This is a genomic window from Nostoc sp. PCC 7524, from assembly GCF_000316645.1.
Taxonomy (GTDB): Bacteria; Cyanobacteriota; Cyanobacteriia; order Cyanobacteriales; family Nostocaceae; genus Trichormus.
Map to the genome: position 1 here is coordinate 58,912 of NC_019677.1, position 18,567 is coordinate 77,478.

An 18,567-nucleotide genomic window follows, 5' to 3' on the forward strand; every position below is an offset into this window, starting at 1 on the left:
ATTCTAACATTATAGCGTGTCTACGTGCTATAATGATGATTATTGCTAGGTTTTCACCATGCTTTCAGCTATTTTTTCTCAGTTTTCCTGCTTTGGTTTCTCCGGCTCTCGCAAGTGGGGTCAGTCTCCTGCTCCTTTGTCTCTGGCTGCGGCGGCTGTCCCCTCTGGCTCTCGCGTGTTGGTCGGGTGTGCGGCTGGTGTCGATGCGTTTTTCCGTTCGGCCTTCCCGGCTGCTGAGGTGTTCGCGGTTTCTTCTGGTGTGTGGGGTGTGGGTCGTGGTGCTTTCGCGGCTCGGTCTGTGGCGTGTGTCCGTGCCGTTGCTGCTGGTGGTGGCCTGTGGGTTTCGTTCCCCAGTTCCCCCTGCCCGGTTGGCCTCGTTCCCTCTAGTTCTCAGTCGCGCTGTTTTTCCGGCCGCGGCTCTGGGTCTTGGGCTTCTCTTGCGTTTGCCCTTGGGTCTGGTCTGCCTTGCGTCGTTTTCCTGGGGTCGCTGCCTGTTCCGGCTGGCTGGGGTCTGTTTCCTCTGCTTGGCTTAAAAGGTTGGTTTGGTTGTTCTCAAGTTGTTGGCCAACCGTCGCCAGTTCAGTTGTCTCTGTTCTAGTCAGTTCGGCGGCTTTGTGTCGCTCTATCTTTTCAGCGATCGCCTCACGCACAAATTCAGGGTAATCCTTCCCCAAGCTTTCCAAAAATTGTTTAGTCGATGATGTCAGCCTCACGCTGATTTTTTCGGTCAAAGGCTCATCACCTTTAGCCTGAAATTGATGCTTTTCTAGTTCTGGGTTGCCTCCAGGTCTGCCACTGCTTAAAGTTCCTGCCATTTTTATTACTCTCACGTTGCCGCCACATTATAGCGTGTCTACAATTTGAAATTTCTGTAAAGATTGCTGTTTTTGGTTATTATAGCGTGTCTACACGCTATAATGGTTACATAACACAAAACAAGGTATTCGACCAATGACACCTGATAAAACTTTACCCGCTTGGATTTTTGTCCCCAGTCTCGACGACTATGTAGAGATAGTAGGTGGGAAGTGTGAACTGATTGATGGAAAAAGATATTTAAGAATTGTCTGTGCAGATTCTCAAGGCAATGAGGTTTTATTAAACCCTTCAGATTTACAAATTTACTTTGAACGTTGTGCCATCTCTTTCTAATTAATAAATCTGCGATCCCTTTGGGGTCGCTCTCTCTTCTCTTCGAGACGCTACGCGAACACTTCATCCTCTAAGAATTTGGCAAATGTATCTATGCTGAAATTTCAGGCTGATTTAATCGATACAGAAGGCAAGCTAAAAATAGTTGAGTTTGAGTTTCAACAATCAACAATAAACGATTACCAACTCAGACAAATTATTGCCAAAGAATTACCAGGATGGCAATTACTTAGTATTTGGTACTAGCTCTAAAGCGATCGCTCTCTCGCTTCATTTCCTCTAAGAATATTTAAGGTATCCGACCATGCAATTAGTTTTCAATTCAGAATCAGAAGCTTTGGCCGTAGCTGAACAACTTTATAATATTCAACAAATAGGTAAAATTTTAATTCCTGCTAACAAAACAATTGATTATCAAGCTTTGGAATTAGCTGTCAATTTGGCGGGTGTGACCTTCCCAGTTTTCAGTTTCCCTATTATCAGCAGTTTTAAATGCCGTTTACCTTTTCCTCAACAGGAGAGAGAATGCACCTGTAGTAAATCACCTAAAATTTATGTAGCTTGCTTATCTGCATACAATAACGGGCATTTACACGGGCTTTGGATTGACGCAACCCAAGACCCAGAAGACATAGAGGATGATATTAAATGGATGCTTTCATGGTCGCCTGTAGCAGATGATGAACCCTGCGAAGAATGGGCGATACATGATTATGAAAACTTTGCTGATTTCTCATTACGTGAATATGAAAGTCTGCAATATATCAGCAAATTAGCCCAAGCATTATATTATGCCGATGATGCTGATGCAATGGCGGCTTGGCTTAATTATGCAAAAGATGTAATTCATGAGCCAGATATTGAGAAATTAGCAGAAGAATTTAGTAGTTATTATTGTGGTCACTGGGAATCAGAGAGGGATTTTGTTTTAAAATCCGATGAAATTGAAAGTGTGTATAATTGGTCAGAATTTGAGAAAAATTTCCTCTTTTGGTCGCAGCATATTGATTGGGATTCAGTAGCTCGTGAGTTATTTCTTCAGGGCTACGATTCGGTAAAAGCTTCACCTCATGGCGTTTACGTTTTTCGTGAATATCACGGCTGATTTATCAACAAGCGATCCCATTGGGATCGCCTTATCGCTTCATTTACCATAAAGTATGCAAGTATCTTCAGAACTTCAAAGCCAAATATTTAGCAAGTATTTAATCGCTGAATTACTTTACCAACTCAACCGATTTAAATGGGCTGATAACTTTTCTCGGCATGAATTAGTAATTGAACCTTGGGCGAATGGCTTATGGGTAAAGCAAGCTGGGCTGATTAGTTATCATGATTTAGCTGATGCTCTAAAACAAGAAGCTGAAGCAAAGGCTTATAATTTATCGGTTCAACAAATCAAACAAGGTAGATTTTTAGTTTCCTCATCTCAAAACCCCAATAAAAATTACTTTGTGCAATTCAATCGCGGTCTTGGTTGGAATTGCAACTGTATGAGATATAAATGTTGGAATAACAGGATGAGTGAAGAATTACCCCAGTTGTTTCAGGCATTGAATGGTAAAATTTTCTGCCATCATATAGTGGCTGCTCATGATTTTGACGTAACAATTTCAAGACGCTAATCACAGTTAGTTGTGTAAGCATCAATCCTCTTTTATCCTCTAAGAATTTATACCAATGCAAGCGGCTCACTGTGCTTTAGTGGTAGCCCTGAAATATTTACCAGATGATCCAAATTTGGTGATTGCACGAACGCATCTAGAAGCAGCGATCGCACTCTCTGGTCAATACCACAAAGCAAAATATAGCATCTTTTGGCTAACATCAAAAGCTAACATCAAACGCAGAGTTACACAGCAATTGAATGAGTTAGCATTTGATACATATTCACACATGATTGAATTAGCTAATACCCTAGAACAATATGCAATTGCTAAAAGCTCCCTCAATGCTCCACCTCCTAAAAATTGGCAAGCTTTAATTCATAATCTAGATTGTGCTTTTGAATGGATTAATCGAGAACACCTACAAGAAATTCAAGCCAAGCAGTTAATTTTAATATCTTAAGTTTTAGAGCGATCGCTTTATTGGGGTGATCGCTTTTCCTCTAAGAATTTATGAAATTTGTGTAAACTATGCCATTATAGCTTGTCTACGCGCTATAATAAATTGTATAGACCTTAGAAAAAGGTATCCGACCAATGACCAGATTCTCTGCTAAAGCTCATACTCGCACTGATTACAGTTATTCAATTTTTCACCAATCTTTATTACATGAAGATAACAGCGAAGATTACGCACTTCGCCACATTTACAGCCTAGAAAATACCAAAGTATTGCTGACAAAATGGGGCTGGACACCAGAACAAATTAAAGCTGGGATTGATTACGCCACTATTGATGTATATAGAAATTTTGTATATTTACACATCCCCAATAAAATTGAAAAGCGTGGTCAATTCATCAAAATTCGTGGTATTTCTCGCTTCATTTCCAAAGCAGATTATGTAGAAGTTTTGATTAACCGTTCTTGGGCTAAAGCTGATCCATATAAATTAGAACTAGGGAACGATTGGGATGAATTGATAGCTCGTGGTAATACTGGTGACTTCTACGAGGTCAAATTATATCAATATGAAATTACCTGCACTTGTCACGCTTATAGCGGTTTAGAAAAAGCTTTTAACCAGGATGCAGTCGCTACAAAACATTTGATGCTAAACGCCAGAACTCAGGGACAAATACCTGATAAACACATCTTTGCAGTTTGGAAGTATTTAGGGTGTGAGACTTTACGCCAGTATGAGTATTGCTGGCTGGAACGTAAAGAAGCAGCTATGAGGGAGCAAAAAAAATACTCATGGAAATTTCACCCTGAGCCAGAACGTGACGCAGAGTTACTTGACTGGTAAACATTAAACTGGCCGCCAGCCCACAGCCGCTAAGAGAGGGTATTGAATCGGGGACAGGTATCCGACCAAAGATATTTTCCCCGATTGCCAAAATAGGCCATTCAATCATAACAAATAGGACACTTTTATGAACGAAGAACTGAGCGAATTAATTAACGCTGATTACCCACTATCTGATCCAAGTTGGGATTACTCACAGATTTGGACTCACTCTCAGGAAGCAGCAGCGCAGTTGCAACAGCATACAGGCGATCGCACCTATAAAATTTTCCTCTAAGAATTTGCAACCATGACACAAACACCACAACTGAATGCAGCCTTGGCCAAAGCTAAAGCACAAATACCAGCTATTTTGGCCAATCGTAATGTAAAAATCCCTACAAAGACAGGCAGAGAAATTAATTTTACATACGCTGAACTTGAAGAAATTCAGCCCAAGATTACACCTGTATTATCTGCCTGTGGCCTAGCGATCGCTCATCAGATGACCTTTGTAGAAAGTAGGTATTGCTTGGTTTCTACACTTCGCCATGAAAGCGGCGAACAGATAGATTCTGTATTTCCCCTCCCTGGCGACTTTAATGATGCAAAGGAATTGGGAATACAAATTAGTTACGGTAGAAGATATAACACTTTATGCCTTTTGGATATTACCGTAGTTGATAGCCAAAACTGGGAAGAGGTTAAACGTAAAATCGGTAAGGAAATCAGACAAGAGGCTGGACTTATTCAGAAACCTAAAGAGAAGGAAGGCTCAATTTTACATGACATGGCTGGCGTATCAGGTGTACAGACCATATCTGAGGGACAGATTAAAAGACTGTGGGCGATCGCAAGGAATGAATTGCACCTATCAGAATCAGATGTGAGATCAGTGCTGGCAGGATTTCAACTTGAACGCACTGCTGATATACCTACAAACAAGTACGATGCTGTAATCGAATCCATGAAAAACTACGCTACAAAATTTTGACAGTCAATTTGGGAGTATCGCAGTAAACCCTGGTTAGTTATTAGCCAGGGTTTTTTAAGCGCGTTTTTGAGTGTGCTTGCAAGTATTTCGATGCTTACTCAAAAACGCGCAATGGGGTGGATGGTGCAGGGATGGGTTGGGATGGCGTGAGTGAGGAGGGGGTGGTGAGGAGCTTCGACGAAACCACCGCCGACGAACGAGCAATTTTCCTCTTTTGAAAATTACCTATTGCGCTGCGCTCTGCGATAATCCCAAGGCTTTTGATAATTCCCTGCCCACACACCAAGCTTTTTAGATTTACCAATTTCTTCTGCTTTTTCTAAAGCTATTTTATTGTGGCATTTCCCTACATATTGCTTATATAAATACGCATTGCCACTGCTAAGTTGCTCCTCATTCCAAAATTTTTCAATATTATCTTTATTTGGTGGGGAAGAAAATACTTCAGCTACTAATCGGCCATAGCGATCGCTCTCCACTGACACAATCGATACTTGCCCCCCTACTTCCTGCGATAATCTCTCTAAATTTGCCTTTGATTCTTTACCTAAAGGCTGCTTACTTTCAGGTGCATCAATGCCGCACAGCCGAATTTTTTTCTCTTCTCCTGTACGGCGGACAACAATACTATCTCCGTCAGATATCCTGACAACTTCCCATGATTCCGAAAACTGTCTGTTGGCGTTAGCAAGAGATTCGCCAATACTGCCAGACAGTATTTCACATCCTGAAATTCCAGTGGTTACACCTAGTAAAATTGCAATATAAATTTTTGTTTTGTAATGTAATACAACTTTCATAAAAATTTCCTACTTAATTTCAACAATTATCAAATCGATCAGGCTTTTTCTAAGATGTGTGCAGCGTAATCGATTGTCAATAAAGGCTTGTATGAAAGTTAAGAAATTTCTCTCTTTGATTGGATTGGGCTTGATGAGTGTAGGAGCGATCGCAAGCTCTATTCTCCCAGCTAATGCGATTCCCTACAATGGCGAGAATGTATATAAGGTGACGGAGAACGGACAAACCACCGTTTTTATTTCCGGTACTGCAAACGCAACAGCAACAGTTGCCCTCGGCTATGTTGACAGATTTAGCTCTCGTGTCGCAGGAACTTGCGGAGAAATTAGATTAAGTGCCTCTAGTGTGGGCATGACCCCGACTATTGGAGTAGCTGGAAGTAATGTTACTCTTGCTTCTCTCCCCACTCAGCTTTTACCAAGTTGCACCAACGGAACTTTCGCTGAAGCAAGAAGCGCAAACTTTAAAACACCCGCCGGCGATGTGGTAATCGTCGGGCAGACTCCAGGCTCGGCAGTATTGCTAAATGTACCTAGAGATACAAATCGTAGTGTAAGAATTAACGCTTGCGGATTTGGCACTTTGAGAAACAGCACATCATTTAGTATTCCCGCCACCTTCTCAGTTAACGGCTCGTCAAAAACCTTATCTTCCTTACCTAGTGCGATGAATGCGCCTCGTTGCACTTCTGGCGTGGGTTACGTACCCGCAGCTTGGATGTCTTCCGGTAGTGGCAACTAATTTTATTTCTAAATTAATTAGCTATAAAAGATTGAGGCTCAAAGTGTAGCCTCATTTTTTTATGAATATAATCACCATACTTTTCTGCTTTAGTATTATTCTGATAAATCCCTTGGGCATGAATAGAGGAGCAATATGGACTCAGCCCAAAATACTTGCTGTTGAGTTAATTACTATAATTAATCTATTTATAATTTCTCAAAGTTGGGAATTAATAAAATTATCTAAAGTGTGGAGAATAGCTGCTTTATTATGGAGTGCATTTCTACTTATTGGAATAATTACTACAATTTACAGTCCTCTACCAGTGCGATCGCTCCTTGGTCATGTCACTATGAAAAGTGGGCTTTTATATTATGGATTAATCGCAGTTTTCACCATGAGTAATGCTCTGGTACTAAAGTTAAAGCCAGAGGTAGTAAAAGCGCAATTTCAAGGCTTATTAATTGGTGGCTTAATTCTTAGCCTGAGTATCTTTCCCCAGACGCTCAATTGGCAGATAGATTACACTGCTACAACTGGTCAACTCATTAAAGAGAATATTTTAAAAAGCACCATTTTTCAAGGACACCAACCAATCGGGCTTTATTCCCATAGAGGCCATGCTGCGTTTACCTTAGCGGCGGTAAATGTAATGGCGTTAGTTGCATATCAAAAAAAATGGATTAATATTAAGCAACTAGCATTGTACATAATTCCTGCTATGCCTGCTTTAATCTTCACCCAGACTAGAGCAGGTTTACTGGCTTTGATTATTGCTTTTGGATATCTACTAGGAAAGAAGCATTATAAAGTGATTGCTGTGGGTGCGATCGCTACTATTCTGATAATCAGCATTATTTCCACAAATCGCCATATCAAAGATTTTCCTATTATCAATCAAATTACTTCCAATAGAGTTGATTTTTGGAGCTTTTCAACTAGAAGAATTAAGCAGCGTCCTTTGTTTGGATGGGGGTTTGATGGCTTTGAAATTGCTTACCCTTTTCAACCAGATGGCAAAATTAAAACTACACAAGCCTTAACAAGTAAAGCTCACAATTTAATATTAGATACTGCTGTATCAGTGGGAATAATAGGTACAGTAGTTTATTTGATTTTAATAGGCTTTTGTTTGTATCTCGTATCTAAATCATCAATGGTGGGTATGGTAGGGGTTGCGATCGCATATCTCACCTATACCTTCACTTGGTACGAATGCGCTCAGTTTACCCATATCTTTTGGTGGTCACTAAGCTTTTTTGATTATGAGAAAGTTATTCGCAGTATTTCTATTAATAATCAGTCAGTCACCAGCTATAGCTCAATGGACACCAGAATTAGAAGCTGGATTTCAGCAGCGAAAGCGCGAATATTTAGAAAAGTTTGAATCTGGTAAGTATGGAAGCACAGCCTATGAGTATGAGAAAAATTCGTACCCAAAGGCTATGATTGATTTTCTTAGAGGAAACAAGCGGGAGGCGATCGCATTCCTTCAAGCTGATGATGCAGATTCCTCTAAGAATGGTCACATTTTAGGATTTGATTTTTACTCAGGGTTTACTCTAAAAGGTCAAGTTAGGAAATATTTTGGTTTTGGTGAATTTCTCAGCCCCAGCTACAAATCCCGAATGAGGGAAGGAATGAGACTTTTTACCAAAGTTGACCCACTAACTCAACACTTCTCACAGCCTAGAAAATTTTGGGAAAGGTCAACTGACAACTGTACAAGCTGGGTAGATTGTCGCAACACTGACAACCTCCGCGCTATGCGAGATAGCAGCGTTTATCTGATGGCTGAAGAAGCTGGAAACGAGCGTACACTGCAAATATATAAAGATAGGATACGTTTGAGAGTGCGATCGCTCTACATGATTGGTCAAGGTGAATGGGATAGTCCTATTTATTTGGGTCACACAATCACCAGTTATGTAAACTTGTACGATTTTGCTAAGGATGAAGAGGTTAGAGCGATCGCAAAGTCAGCGTTAGATTGGTTTTTTGTCACCGGAGCGTTGAAGTATTGGCGTGGTGGTTTTGGTGGGCCAAGTAAGCGAGATAATAGCGGCGGTAATTGTGCGTGGTGTTCTGGTGCATCTCGCGCACTGGGCTTGTATTTTGGGGATTCACCAGTAAAGGATAATTCACAAGATACTGATTTAATTCATCTCATCACCAGCAGCTACAGGCCACCCGCCGCCGCAGTTGCCCTGGCGCAAAAACAATTCACCAAACCTCTAGAATTACTAAATTCCAAGCCACAGTATGAAAACTGGAAACCTGGAAAAAGCGATAAACCAGAGTTTCACGAGACTTTGTATTTTGGTCATACATTCCAGCTTGGTACTTTGGCACAGGGTAGCGGCGGTGATTGGAACGGATTTAAGCTGATGGCTTTTAATTCCCACAGGGGGATTGATTATTTTATCCCTACATCCTCATCAGGTAACAATGCTGTGGGGCAGTATCAGAATTTGGCGATTTGGTTAAATGATGCAAATTCATCATTCCAGTTTTTTTTACCTAAGTCTGCACACACAGAAATCAAGCGAGGAAAATTATTTATTAAATTGGAGAAAACTTGGCTAGCGATAACTCCGTTAAGCTCCGCTAACGCACCTATCAACCTACAATTTGGTGTAACTAAGGATGTAAAAAATTACCCAAATGACCATATTTTAACTGCCAGTGCGATAGGTGAAGGGATTAGCGGCTTTGTGCTTGAAGTAGGAGAGGGTGAAAGTTGGGAACAGTTCAAGTATTCTGTGTTGGGTTCTCAATTAAAGATAGACAATCAAACGGCTGAATACATTTCCTCTAAGAAAATTAGAGTGCAACACCAGGGGCGATCGCTTCCTAAAGTATGGAGAAATGGAAAGTTACATGATTGGGGCAATCATTTTGATGTGTATCAAAGCGATAAGCCGTTAATTCATCAAGGCTGGAAATCTAAAAGCTTAAATCTCAGCATCCTTGATGGTCAGCACCAAAAGCTTGAGTTTAAATAATGACCGACGCATTTTAGCCCATGATCTATATGTTTGGGCTTTGGTATTGTCTAATGTATTTTGTCTAGTGAGATAAGTTTCTGTGTCGCTGTTACCTCTGCGATACCTAATTTCAAACACTTTAAACTGGTCAACTGCCCTGGTTGCCACTACCTGAGAGGTTTGGTAATCAGTTCTGGCTTCGTCAAATTCAACTAATAACTCTGTAACTTTAGTGCGGATTGTATCAGCTAGTTGTGCGCGGTTGCGTTGCAGTTCGGCTACTTTTATCTGTAAATCACCAATTGCGATCGCATTCCTTTGAGCATCAGCATTCCCGCCCTGTGTGCCTTGAAATAGCGGTATTCCAATGATATTCAATAAGCCATTTATTATCCCCGTGTCACCCCTAAAGATGGAAGCGATATTATCAATTAATCCATTCCCCTTTTGTGGTTGACCTGATATGGGAGTTGGCCCCAATAAATATTGCAGTGCTGGGGTGAGGATAGATAATTGAATTGATTTTTTATTCCTAGCTTTAGCTTCATTGATGCGCTCGTTGGCCTCGTTAATTCGTGCATCGATTTCTTTGAGCAGTGGGGATTGGGCGATCGCTCTATCCTGTAATTGTTGTAAACACACCGCCGAAGTTTCTAGGCAAGGAAGCCCACCGCGCAGCAGCCGCCACATATCATCATTAAATTCTTTTTGGATGATTGCATCTATGCTGGGCTTGTTAAATGGGTTTTGCTCAGGTTTAGGTAATTGTGAATCAGCATCCTGATCCGCTTGTGGCGCGTCTTCTGGGCTTACTTCCTCCTGTGGTTCTTTTTCCTCCGGCTGCTCATTTTCATCGCTTGGCGGGGTTTTGGTTGGTGGTGGTGCGGGTACTTTTATCGGTACTGGTGCTGGTGACTGTGCTTGTACTTCCCCCATTCTTAGAGGAAATAGGAGTAGGACTAATAGTAACAACCGTTGTATATTTTCCATCCTTCCCAGTCCAAGGCTTAATTCGCCTAATATATCCATGCCTTGGGCTTCTCACAATCGGGATTTGTGCTAATTTATCCTCAATTGTGGTGAGTGAAATATTAAGTTGTGCTAACTGGTAATCCCTGTCTCTTATAGCCTGGGCGTACTGCTGCTGTTGCCGTGAGTATTCCTGTTGAGTTTGATTCTCTTGTTGTTGTCTTTTTGCTTCCTCAAGTCCGGCATCATACTCAGTAAGCTGACGGCGATTTTGGGCAGCAATGAGGCGTGATTCTGCCACCTCTAAATCAGATTGTGCAAGTCTCACATTTATTTCTAATTGTTGCAATTCCTGTTGTTGGAGTATTGCAGAGGCGTTGAGTTTAGCCTTGGCTTGGTCGAGTGCAGAATTGGCCTGATCCATTTCAGAGCGCAACTGTTTAAGCTTGGCTTCCTCATGCTGCAAAACTGCATCTTCTAGCCTCATATCCCGCATAGCGAGTATTAATTGTTCCTGCTCCCGCACTTTCTCACTAGCGATTTGTAATCCTGCCTCTGCCTTCTCTGCCTCTGCTCGTCGTTCTGGGTTGTCTGATTTCAATATAATTGTCCGCGCTTCCAATAGTGCGATCGCTTGATTTAACCGCAATCTAGCCTGAGCGATCGCTGCTTTTTCCTCTGAGAATATCGCCGGCGGTAGTGGCTTTAATCCTAGCGATTCCCTTGGTTTGAAGGGTTCAGGGATATTTTTAGACTTGAGATTTTCAATTTGCAATGTGACGGATTGCTTTTGTTTGAGGAGGCGATCGCGCTCTGTGGAATTATCACTAATTACATCACCCTGCCTAATCTCCTGACCAACCCTCACCTTTAAGAATGCTGGATTATCCACAGAAATACTCATTCTTAGAGGTCGATTTTGTTGTAAAAGTGAGTTTGCAGAATCGTCAAATTCCTCTGAGTCATCATCAGGGGGATTTTTTGTATTATTAACTTCTTCACTTTTAGCAGCAATCACGGGCTGATTTTCTGGAGTGCTTCTTACTAAGAAAATCAATCCAATCAGCCCAATACATAAATAAATGTATAAATTATTGCTACTAAATTCTTTCATACTTGGGTTGTAAGACTGGGGTTTAAGTAGTATTCCCAGTCTTAACATTAGCTTTTACTCATTTATAGCAGTGGAATTTGGTTATAGGTAGATTCTGTTTTACCGAGAATTTTCAGAATTTTTCTCCAACGCTTAACAGAGTAAAATGGCTGTTTTGCGTACCACTCTTTTGGATCAATATTATGCTTTGATGAATTGCAAGATAAACAAGCAGGAACTATATTCCCTAAGCAGTCAGATCCACCTTTTGATATGGGAATAAAATGGTCACGAAAAAGAACAGTTTTTTGCAACAGTAAGAACAACAGTTATCAAATTTTTCGTATTGATACTTGAGTTGTTCATCTGTATAGTTAACTAAGTGAACTGCCCGTTTTCTATCCTTTTTTATTCTATGTCCTCGTTTTATTGCTAATCTGCCTTGTTCTGTCTGGCGATAATTTTTTTGTCTTTCAGATATTTGTTCAAAGTTAGTAGCATGATAGTTCCTGTTATATTCTCTTAGCCTCTCTCTATTATCATTTCGATACTTTTGAGCATACTTCTTTATTTTGTCCTTATTAGCTTCTCTATAAGCTTTTTTTCTTTGTTTTATCTTCTCCGAGTGAATGATGTTATAGAGTTTAGCTGACTGCAATATTCTCTCTCTATTTTTCTGATAATTCTCTTTTATCTGCTCTGGTGTTTTGGCGTTTCGTCTACGAACGCAATCAACACAGTCTCTTCCTGCACAGTAACGTAGACTTTTACCAGTCTCATTCCAATTATGACCATGACGACAAAGCCTGCCCAGATAAAACTTATCTGGGTTAAATGTTATATCATTGTTCATGTTGACCTACTCAGACTAGGTTGACCACGTTTCGGGGTGTTACCAGCACCGCCGAAACTTATTATTGAAATTATACCTTAATCTGAGTAGAAAAACTTACACAATTTCGGTAATTAATTAATATTAAATGCGTTGATAAAAAGGCTTTATCTTAGTATGAAATCCATCGCTATCCATTCTGATTAAAGCCTCTAACGGTTGTAGATTAGCGATTAAGTTGACTGCAAATCTAAATCTACGTGCAACTTTAGTAACTTCTACTTGATCTACTCCGAGAACCATCTTAGTTGAGGAATTGGCGAGAACAGTATTAGAAATATCTGAATCCATCTGACTAGCAACGATTATTCCTAATCCAAATTTTCGCGCCTCACTGGTGATTTTCTCAAGAGTATGAGATGATTTGATTTCTTTTACTTCATCTAGTAGAGCATAACAGCGTGGAACTCTACCATCAATTTCGCCCATCAACTTGTGACTGTCGAAAAGCTGTTTTAAGAGGGTTTCTGCTGCGATCGCACTCAACCCTGGTACTTTAGATAATGCAGACAAGTCAAATCTGACAACAGGGAAATTCATTGATGGTTGAGGTTTGCTGAAAATTCCGTATTTGAAAGTAGCAGCCAGTTTTAACAATAACTTCTGTGAATCCTTACAACCATCTTCTACCCGACTTTGCAGTTCACTTTCTAAGTCAGCAAAGGTAGGAGGTTGATTAACCCAACTTGACTGCTTTTTCTGAAAAATACCTCTATTTTCGTAGCAACTTATAAAGGCATTTAAAATCAAACCCTCTTGATTATCTCCCATCTTTAAAGACTTTCTTAGGATAGATGAGACAGCGATCGCTTGTAAATCCGGTCCACCACCTTTTGGATCTAAATCAAGAACTAATGGATTTAGCCCATGTGGTGATTCAGCATTAAGAGAGTAACAAACTTCTCCAGGTAATTCCAAATCTCCATGAAAATCGGAAATGACTATTTTGATATCAGGAAACAATAACGGTAATTCGTGAGCAAGTGCTTTAAGTGTCTGAGTTTTACCACTTCCAGAAGTTCCGAGAATAACAACATGACCGTTGCGAAGCTTGGCAGGATTCCACCAGACTTTATCACCTAGTAGAATACCGTCTGTTGATGATTCTGTATTAACTTTTTTAGTCTGGTTAGGTTTGAGAGTTTGGGTTGGTAGTGGTTTAGGCATGGGGTATTGGGGACTGGGGACTGGGGTAATAAGTAATGAGTAATGAGTAATGAGTAATGTTAGCGGTAGCGCGGCGTTTAGCCGGTAATGACTATTGACTATTCGTGTTTATAATCCTCACTTGTAACTGACCTGTACCAAACTCTTCACCTAACTTACTTTGCACAATTCCAAGCGGTGCAGCTTCTAAGGTAACTGTGCTGTCACTGGCTCTGATGTAGGGAAATTGGTAGGGGTCACGCGGCAAGGTTACACCGTCGAGAGTATCAAATGACAGCTGACCAGAAATAAACACCATCGCCCCGGCGCGGTTAAATTTTTCTAGTGCTGCCCCTATTGGCTCATCCTCTAAGAAAATGGCTTCAATATTTGTGATGGCTGGTTTCCCTACATCAGCTGTAATTTCCTCTAAGAAAATCTGGCTATCTGGTTCAGTGGAAGCTTTGTAAATTTTGTTGTCGTCGGACTGAATTAAAAAGCCTGTACCTAAGCTTTGAATGATAAGAAATTGACCAACAACTCTGGATCTGTCGGTTGTCCTCACTCCCTTGATATTGGCTTTAATCAAGTGCGTACTGCCTGATTCGTTGTAAATACGTTGTACGCCAGAAGGTGAGGCAATTAGGCGGTTGAATTGAGTTAATATTCCGCCAGAGTTATTGATATTGAAAATAGCCAGAGCGATCGCAATCAGCACCACCAACACAAAATACTCAGCATTACTCCCAGTTCTTAGCCGTAGGTTACGATTACCTGGGCAGACGCACCGCACCGGTGACGGCCAAAACATTTCCACACCACCACGAGTAAACACATCAGCAAACCAGCCAAAGGTATAACCAATGTTGAGAGCGTGGACGAGGTTGATTAAACGGGGATTAAACAGTGCAATTCCATAACCAACAACTGCAACAACTGCACTGGCAATTAAGCTGTGGGTACAGCTGCGGTGTGGCATTTTACTTTCAAAAAAACTGCTGATCCAGGGAAGGACACGACCGGCTGGGGATGTGGACACATCGATGTCGGGGAGAAGACCAGCGATCGCACCCACTGCAATCACCGTAGGGCTAGCAGTTCCCAATAATAATGATGTAGCAGTGCCACTGATTAAGAGATGGGAGATGCCAAGCATTAGCGGATTCTCCTATCTTCACGCGGTAAGTTGTACAGTAGGCGAGACAGTCCCAAGAATATGGCCGCGGCGATACCTCCAAAAATATAGAGTGCTTGGTCATTTGTACCTAGTCCGATAAACCGCATAATCACAAAGGCGATACCCGCCAGGAGTATTAAGGGTGTGATATCAAAATAACGGCGGTGGTCTGCACCTTCAACTTCCAGCCCCAGGTATTCTTCATCCACAGCTCGCGCTGCCAGCATCGGATTTCCCCCGGCGCGTTCTTGCAGTTTGGCTAGTTCCGAGGGTTTAAGTTGAATTTCCCTGTCAGCTGCTGCCTGCACCATAATCTCTCTAATTGCGTACTCTGGCAGGGGTTTTAATTCGATGCGGGGAATATTGATAAAGATATCCGTCCTGGGTGGGTCAGTGGCTAAAAGTAACATTGGTACGTTACTACGCCGCAATTGCTTCAGCCACATCCTAAATTTAGTGTCGCAACTGTGGGCATCATCCACTATGAGAAAGGCTGTATTTTCCTCTAAGAATTGGGCGATCGCTCTTTTTAATTTGTCGGCTGTTAATGATTTTCCCTCTAAATCCTCAGTGGGAATATCAAACTGATGGGCAATTTCTAACAGCATTTGTTTAGGTGTCGCCGGTTCAATGAAAGCCACTGTGAACTCGTCACCCTGCAATTTCTCTACTACAGCACTAGCTAGTACAGATTTACCACTCCCATCCTCACCGGCGATCAGAATTGCACCATTAGCCAGTAATGATGCTGTAGTGCGGTTTAGTTCGGTTTGTCGGTAAATTTTAAATTCACCAGGCGCAGCTATTTCGTCAGTTGTGTCTGGGTCGTTTTTCTTAGAGGAAAACTTGGGTATAAATGCAAATACTCCACTTATCCCTAATGCCAACAATGACACAGGATTTAGCCCGTTGAGTGCGACAATTGCACCAGTTGCCATCATGCCCAAAAACTTTAAGCCACGCTGATAGATCCCATTGCGGAATTGATCAATGAGTCTGCGTATGCGAAAGGGTCAACGCTTGGCATCTCCCCTGATTCCTTGATTTTGGCTTTTAGCTCATCTGGTAGTAGGTCTGGATTTTGAATGAAGTGTTGAGCCAGCATATTTTCAGCGATGAGTGTACCGGCTGCTTTATTCTGCGCGCTGGTGATAATGGCTGCTACGTCGTTTACTTGATCTGAGGACTGCGATCGCTTTTGTGTGGGCGCGTAATTTGGGGCGGCAATTTGCTGAGTCTGAGTAGCCACTGTCAGAGTAGTTGTAGGTGTCGGCTGCTCGTCCTCAACTTCAATTGGCCCTGATGGTTCTGGCACTGGGTAGCCTTCCATCTTTCCGGTAGTTTTAATGTGGTCGTGTAGCCCATCCATGTGTGCTATCTGCTCGGCATCCAGATAAGCTTTCTTGCCTATCTTCCAGGTGGTTATCCTCAGATATTTCATCCGATTGTATAAAGGATCTCTGCCTATGCCATATTTTTTTTGTAATTCTAATATAGAAATTTTAGAAAAATTATCAATATTTTGTCTGTCGTCTGCCGGATTGTCTCCCAACTGTAGGCTATTGTCTGGTGTGTTGTCTGCCAGATTTACGCTGTTGTTCTCCATACTGTCTGCCATTAGTATCAAACTATCTGGTTACTTTTAAAACCATTGTCTGCTGGACTGTTGGGCAGACACTACCGGATAATCACGAGTTGTCTTGTGAATTTTTACCAGACAATGGGAGTGTAATCACATAAAAAATCAGGAAATTATACTTATGTCGGAAGTTGAAAACTTGGGAGTGACTGTAGAGGAATATTTAGAGGGATTGGCCGCAGGCATTGATGTTTTGGAGTTGAAGCGGTTAGAAGCAAGCGGAATTCCCACAAACTTGGCTTTAGAATTGATGGCGATTATGCCAAAGGTAATTGATGGCACAGCTACACCTGAAGAGGTTGTTAGAGGACTGATGATTATGTCACCATCTCTTAGACAGCAACTTGAATAGTGAGAGAGAATTACCTCATTGCTTCACTTGGGATTGTCATCTTCTATCAGTGCCTTTAATTGAGTTAAGAGCTTTTCTACCTTCGCTTTTTTCTTTGGGTCATCCCAGACTTGGGATTTTTTTAAGCGGCGAAATGTGTCATCAGCTAGGTCTTTTATTGATGGTGGTTCTGATGCAGTCTGTTGCTCAATCTCTTTAATCTTGCGCTTGATTTCGCTCAGTGAGAGATTGTAGGCGATCGCATCTTCTAGGAGTTGTTTTCGTGTATCTTCATTTTTAACTCGTGCGATCGCTCGTGCTTTGGTATATTCAAGTTGACCAGAACGCAGCACTTCTAGAACATCTGGTGGCAGATTAAGCAGTGGCAGACGATTTTTAACAAATGACTCCCAACTCATGCGCCCCAAAGATGCAAATAATTCTTCAATTATCTGAGTTTCGGGTTGAGACATAACGTTATGTCTCAATTCGGAATTGCGATCGCAAACGTTTCTCATGCGGTTAAGATGGCTGCTAACCTCCTGTTGGGTTATCTGCATCTGGATGGCTAATAATTCAAGGATGCCTTCGGTTTCTTCTAGGGGGTTGAGGTCTTCGCGTTGCAGGTTTTCTACCAGTCGCACCTGATAGGTGGTGATGTCATCCATCTCACGGACGATTACAGGCACTTCAGTTAGTCCTGCCATTTGAGATGCTCGGAGGCGACGCTCACCAGCTACCAGTTCGTACTCACCACTCTCGCAAGGACGGACAAGCAAAGGTTCAAGAATGCCCAATTTTTGAATTGAGCGTGATAGTTCCTCTAGTTTTTGAGGGTCAAAGTAACGCCGGGGCTGGGATGGTGGCAGTTTAATTAAACTGATGGCCACTGTATTGGGTGAGTTAGCCGGACTTTCAGTTTCGTTAAAACTTTCGCCTAGTAGGGCGGCTACACCTTTTAAGTGGCTGGTATAGGGTTGCTCTTTTTTGCTCACTGTAGTTTTTCTAAATTGAGGGCGATTTTTTTTAGTACAGCGACGGCAGGATGTTTGGGATTATATAGTGCTAAGGGTAATCGCGCTTCACTGGCATCAGCAAAGGCAATAGATTTAGGAATAGGTTCAAAGACCGTAGCTACAGGTGAAAGTTGTTCTGTGATGGCTTTCATGGTTCTGCTTTCTTGAGCAGTACGTGCATCATACATTGTGGGGATGAAACCAGCAATGCTGAGTGTTTTATTAGCACCTTTACGGAGTGAAGCTACAGTTCTTAATAGTAAATCAGTTCCTTGAAAGGATTTGAACTGACACTGAATTGGTACTAAAACATGGGTAGCTGCTACTAAGCTGATAACGCTGAGGATGCCTAAAGAGGGGGGACAATCTATCAAAATAAAATCATAGTTGTCTAAGATGGGAGCGATCGCATTTTTTAGGCGCATTTCCCGCATCAAGGCGGCAACCAGTTCTAGTTCAGCAGCACTTAGGTTGATGTTGGCTGGCACTAAACCCATGCCGTGAATAGGTTCAGGGTGAATTGGTAATGGTTCTTCCCCTACCACTGCTTCGTAGACAGTTTTAGTGATATTTTCCGGTTCTAGCCCCATAAATGTTGTGAGTGAGGCTTGGGGGTCAAGGTCTATCAAAAGGACACGATTTTTCTTTTTTTGAGCGAGTTGGTAGCCCAAGTTCATCGTTAAACTTGTCTTTCCTACTCCCCCTGATTGGTTAAATAGCGCAATAATACGAGTTTTGCTCACGAGTGATAAA

Annotated in this window: 24 protein-coding genes; 12 read left to right on the top strand and 12 right to left on the bottom strand. The window is 41.7% G+C overall.

The annotated features are described in order from the left end of the window. Positions 1 to 383: 383 nt before the first annotated feature. Positions 384 to 815, bottom strand: a complete 432-nt coding sequence (locus NOS7524_RS30500) for a hypothetical protein (RefSeq protein ID WP_015116174.1) — start codon at positions 813 to 815, stop codon at positions 384 to 386. Between the two features lie 136 nt (positions 816 to 951). Here NOS7524_RS30500 and NOS7524_RS27530 point away from each other — a divergent pair, with 136 nt between their 5' ends. The 8 genes from NOS7524_RS27530 to NOS7524_RS27555 all read left to right on the top strand — a co-directional run bounded on the left by NOS7524_RS27530 (position 952) and on the right by NOS7524_RS27555 (position 5,040). Beyond that, positions 952 to 1,152: a hypothetical protein gene (locus tag NOS7524_RS27530; protein ID WP_015116175.1), complete on the top strand. Its 201-nt coding sequence runs from the start codon at positions 952 to 954 to the stop codon at positions 1,150 to 1,152. Between the two features lie 93 nt (positions 1,153 to 1,245). Next, positions 1,246 to 1,398, top strand: a complete 153-nt coding sequence (locus NOS7524_RS30350; protein ID WP_015116176.1) for a hypothetical protein — start codon at positions 1,246 to 1,248, stop codon at positions 1,396 to 1,398. Between the two features lie 58 nt (positions 1,399 to 1,456). Continuing rightward, the gene (locus tag NOS7524_RS27535) at positions 1,457 to 2,257 is read left to right on the top strand and encodes an antirestriction protein ArdA (RefSeq protein WP_015116177.1); all 801 of its coding nucleotides are present in this window, start codon (positions 1,457 to 1,459) and stop codon (positions 2,255 to 2,257) included. Between the two features lie 55 nt (positions 2,258 to 2,312). Beyond that, on the top strand, positions 2,313 to 2,777 hold the full coding sequence (locus NOS7524_RS27540) for a hypothetical protein (protein WP_015116178.1): 465 nt from the start codon (positions 2,313 to 2,315) through the stop codon (positions 2,775 to 2,777). Positions 2,778 to 2,832: 55 nt separating this feature from the next. Continuing rightward, the gene (locus tag NOS7524_RS27545) at positions 2,833 to 3,222 is read left to right on the top strand and encodes a hypothetical protein (protein WP_015116179.1); all 390 of its coding nucleotides are present in this window, start codon (positions 2,833 to 2,835) and stop codon (positions 3,220 to 3,222) included. A gap of 134 nt (positions 3,223 to 3,356) precedes the next feature. After that, complete coding sequence (locus NOS7524_RS27550; protein ID WP_015116180.1) at positions 3,357 to 4,067, top strand: hypothetical protein; 711 nt, start codon at positions 3,357 to 3,359, stop codon at positions 4,065 to 4,067. 127 nt (positions 4,068 to 4,194) lie between these two features. Further along, complete coding sequence (locus tag NOS7524_RS30355) at positions 4,195 to 4,344, top strand: hypothetical protein (RefSeq protein ID WP_015116181.1); 150 nt, start codon at positions 4,195 to 4,197, stop codon at positions 4,342 to 4,344. Between the two features lie 12 nt (positions 4,345 to 4,356). Next, complete coding sequence (locus NOS7524_RS27555) at positions 4,357 to 5,040, top strand: ERF family protein (RefSeq protein ID WP_015116182.1); 684 nt, start codon at positions 4,357 to 4,359, stop codon at positions 5,038 to 5,040. A 221-nt stretch (positions 5,041 to 5,261) separates the two neighbouring features. On the opposite strand, the gene NOS7524_RS27560 is transcribed toward NOS7524_RS27555, so the two are convergent. Continuing rightward, a complete protein-coding gene (locus NOS7524_RS27560) occupies positions 5,262 to 5,840 on the bottom strand; it encodes a thermonuclease family protein (protein ID WP_015116183.1) in 579 nt (192 codons plus the stop codon). 91 nt (positions 5,841 to 5,931) lie between these two features. On the opposite strand from NOS7524_RS27560, the gene NOS7524_RS27565 reads away from it, so the two are divergent. From NOS7524_RS27565 to NOS7524_RS27575, 3 genes are all read left to right on the top strand, one after another. After that, positions 5,932 to 6,582 (top strand): hypothetical protein, encoded by a 651-nt coding sequence (locus NOS7524_RS27565; RefSeq protein WP_015116184.1) that lies wholly within the window; start codon positions 5,932 to 5,934, stop codon positions 6,580 to 6,582. 229 nt (positions 6,583 to 6,811) lie between these two features. Then, positions 6,812 to 7,951, top strand: a complete 1,140-nt coding sequence (locus NOS7524_RS31115; protein ID WP_327084615.1) for an O-antigen ligase family protein — start codon at positions 6,812 to 6,814, stop codon at positions 7,949 to 7,951. A gap of 58 nt (positions 7,952 to 8,009) precedes the next feature. Beyond that, positions 8,010 to 9,569, top strand: coding sequence for a hypothetical protein (locus NOS7524_RS27575; protein WP_015116186.1), 1,560 nt, complete (start codon positions 8,010 to 8,012; stop codon positions 9,567 to 9,569). Here the strand turns inward: NOS7524_RS27575 and NOS7524_RS27580 are convergent. The 8 genes from NOS7524_RS27580 to NOS7524_RS27615 form a co-directional block, all read right to left on the bottom strand. Next, positions 9,519 to 10,487 carry a TolC family protein gene (locus tag NOS7524_RS27580; RefSeq protein WP_015116187.1) on the bottom strand — a complete coding sequence of 323 codons (969 nt, stop codon included), beginning with the start codon at positions 10,485 to 10,487 and terminating at the stop codon, positions 9,519 to 9,521. The two genes, NOS7524_RS27575 and NOS7524_RS27580, sit on opposite strands and share 51 nt — an antisense overlap. Continuing rightward, on the bottom strand, positions 10,402 to 11,682 hold the full coding sequence (locus NOS7524_RS30870) for a hypothetical protein (protein WP_015116188.1): 1,281 nt from the start codon (positions 11,680 to 11,682) through the stop codon (positions 10,402 to 10,404). Before NOS7524_RS30870 ends, NOS7524_RS27580 begins: the two co-directional genes overlap by 86 nt. A gap of 14 nt (positions 11,683 to 11,696) precedes the next feature. Further along, positions 11,697 to 11,939 carry an HNH endonuclease gene (locus tag NOS7524_RS31245; RefSeq protein ID WP_442789486.1) on the bottom strand — a complete coding sequence of 81 codons (243 nt, stop codon included), beginning with the start codon at positions 11,937 to 11,939 and terminating at the stop codon, positions 11,697 to 11,699. Then, entirely contained in the window at positions 11,861 to 12,466 is a 606-nt protein-coding gene (locus NOS7524_RS29770) for a hypothetical protein (protein WP_041555999.1), read from the bottom strand. Before NOS7524_RS29770 ends, NOS7524_RS31245 begins: the two co-directional genes overlap by 79 nt. 123 nt (positions 12,467 to 12,589) lie before the next feature. Then, positions 12,590 to 13,672 carry an ATP-binding protein gene (locus NOS7524_RS27600; protein ID WP_015116189.1) on the bottom strand — a complete coding sequence of 361 codons (1,083 nt, stop codon included), beginning with the start codon at positions 13,670 to 13,672 and terminating at the stop codon, positions 12,590 to 12,592. Between the two features lie 91 nt (positions 13,673 to 13,763). After that, on the bottom strand, positions 13,764 to 14,807 hold the full coding sequence (locus NOS7524_RS27605; protein WP_015116190.1) for a metal-dependent hydrolase: 1,044 nt from the start codon (positions 14,805 to 14,807) through the stop codon (positions 13,764 to 13,766). Continuing rightward, positions 14,807 to 15,769, bottom strand: a complete 963-nt coding sequence (locus tag NOS7524_RS27610) for an ATP-binding protein (protein ID WP_015116191.1) — start codon at positions 15,767 to 15,769, stop codon at positions 14,807 to 14,809. Before NOS7524_RS27610 ends, NOS7524_RS27605 begins: the two co-directional genes overlap by 1 nt. Before the next feature lie 11 nt (positions 15,770 to 15,780). Next, the gene (locus NOS7524_RS27615) at positions 15,781 to 16,446 is read right to left on the bottom strand and encodes a hypothetical protein (protein ID WP_015116192.1); all 666 of its coding nucleotides are present in this window, start codon (positions 16,444 to 16,446) and stop codon (positions 15,781 to 15,783) included. Positions 16,447 to 16,588: 142 nt separating this feature from the next. On the opposite strand from NOS7524_RS27615, the gene NOS7524_RS27620 reads away from it, so the two are divergent. Beyond that, positions 16,589 to 16,819 (top strand): hypothetical protein, encoded by a 231-nt coding sequence (locus NOS7524_RS27620; protein WP_041556001.1) that lies wholly within the window; start codon positions 16,589 to 16,591, stop codon positions 16,817 to 16,819. Positions 16,820 to 16,842: 23 nt separating this feature from the next. On the opposite strand, the gene NOS7524_RS27625 is transcribed toward NOS7524_RS27620, so the two are convergent. Together NOS7524_RS27625 and NOS7524_RS27630 are read right to left on the bottom strand one after the other, a co-directional pair. Then, the gene (locus tag NOS7524_RS27625) at positions 16,843 to 17,793 is read right to left on the bottom strand and encodes a ParB/RepB/Spo0J family partition protein (protein ID WP_015116193.1); all 951 of its coding nucleotides are present in this window, start codon (positions 17,791 to 17,793) and stop codon (positions 16,843 to 16,845) included. Then, entirely contained in the window at positions 17,790 to 18,557 is a 768-nt protein-coding gene (locus tag NOS7524_RS27630; RefSeq protein WP_015116194.1) for a ParA family protein, read from the bottom strand. The genes NOS7524_RS27625 and NOS7524_RS27630 overlap by 4 nt, the downstream gene beginning before the upstream one ends. Between the last annotated feature and the right edge of the window lie 10 nt (positions 18,558 to 18,567).

Bases quoted from the DNA above. Each gene is read 5' to 3' on its own strand.
- NOS7524_RS27580 (WP_015116187.1), bottom strand. From the start codon at position 10,487: ATGGGGGAAGTACAAGCACAGTCACCAGCACCAGTACCGATAAAAGTA.
- NOS7524_RS27605 (WP_015116190.1), bottom strand. From the start codon at position 14,807: ATGCTTGGCATCTCCCATCTCTTAATCAGTGGCACTGCTACATCATTA.
- NOS7524_RS27600 (WP_015116189.1), bottom strand. From the start codon at position 13,672: ATGCCTAAACCACTACCAACCCAAACTCTCAAACCTAACCAGACTAAA.
- NOS7524_RS27540 (WP_015116178.1), top strand. From the start codon at position 2,313: ATGCAAGTATCTTCAGAACTTCAAAGCCAAATATTTAGCAAGTATTTA.
- NOS7524_RS27575 (WP_015116186.1), top strand. From the start codon at position 8,010: ATGATTGATTTTCTTAGAGGAAACAAGCGGGAGGCGATCGCATTCCTT.
- NOS7524_RS27560 (WP_015116183.1), bottom strand. From the start codon at position 5,840: ATGAAAGTTGTATTACATTACAAAACAAAAATTTATATTGCAATTTTA.
- NOS7524_RS27550 (WP_015116180.1), top strand. From the start codon at position 3,357: ATGACCAGATTCTCTGCTAAAGCTCATACTCGCACTGATTACAGTTAT.
- NOS7524_RS27555 (WP_015116182.1), top strand. From the start codon at position 4,357: ATGACACAAACACCACAACTGAATGCAGCCTTGGCCAAAGCTAAAGCA.
- NOS7524_RS29770 (WP_041555999.1), bottom strand. From the start codon at position 12,466: ATGAACAATGATATAACATTTAACCCAGATAAGTTTTATCTGGGCAGG.
- NOS7524_RS27565 (WP_015116184.1), top strand. From the start codon at position 5,932: ATGAAAGTTAAGAAATTTCTCTCTTTGATTGGATTGGGCTTGATGAGT.
- NOS7524_RS30500 (WP_015116174.1), bottom strand. From the start codon at position 815: ATGGCAGGAACTTTAAGCAGTGGCAGACCTGGAGGCAACCCAGAACTA.
- NOS7524_RS30350 (WP_015116176.1), top strand. From the start codon at position 1,246: ATGCTGAAATTTCAGGCTGATTTAATCGATACAGAAGGCAAGCTAAAA.
- NOS7524_RS27535 (WP_015116177.1), top strand. From the start codon at position 1,457: ATGCAATTAGTTTTCAATTCAGAATCAGAAGCTTTGGCCGTAGCTGAA.
- NOS7524_RS27545 (WP_015116179.1), top strand. From the start codon at position 2,833: ATGCAAGCGGCTCACTGTGCTTTAGTGGTAGCCCTGAAATATTTACCA.
- NOS7524_RS30870 (WP_015116188.1), bottom strand. From the start codon at position 11,682: ATGTTAAGACTGGGAATACTACTTAAACCCCAGTCTTACAACCCAAGT.
- NOS7524_RS27610 (WP_015116191.1), bottom strand. From the start codon at position 15,769: ATGATGGCAACTGGTGCAATTGTCGCACTCAACGGGCTAAATCCTGTG.
- NOS7524_RS27615 (WP_015116192.1), bottom strand. From the start codon at position 16,446: ATGGCAGACAGTATGGAGAACAACAGCGTAAATCTGGCAGACAACACA.
- NOS7524_RS27620 (WP_041556001.1), top strand. From the start codon at position 16,589: ATGTCGGAAGTTGAAAACTTGGGAGTGACTGTAGAGGAATATTTAGAG.
- NOS7524_RS27530 (WP_015116175.1), top strand. From the start codon at position 952: ATGACACCTGATAAAACTTTACCCGCTTGGATTTTTGTCCCCAGTCTC.
- NOS7524_RS30355 (WP_015116181.1), top strand. From the start codon at position 4,195: ATGAACGAAGAACTGAGCGAATTAATTAACGCTGATTACCCACTATCT.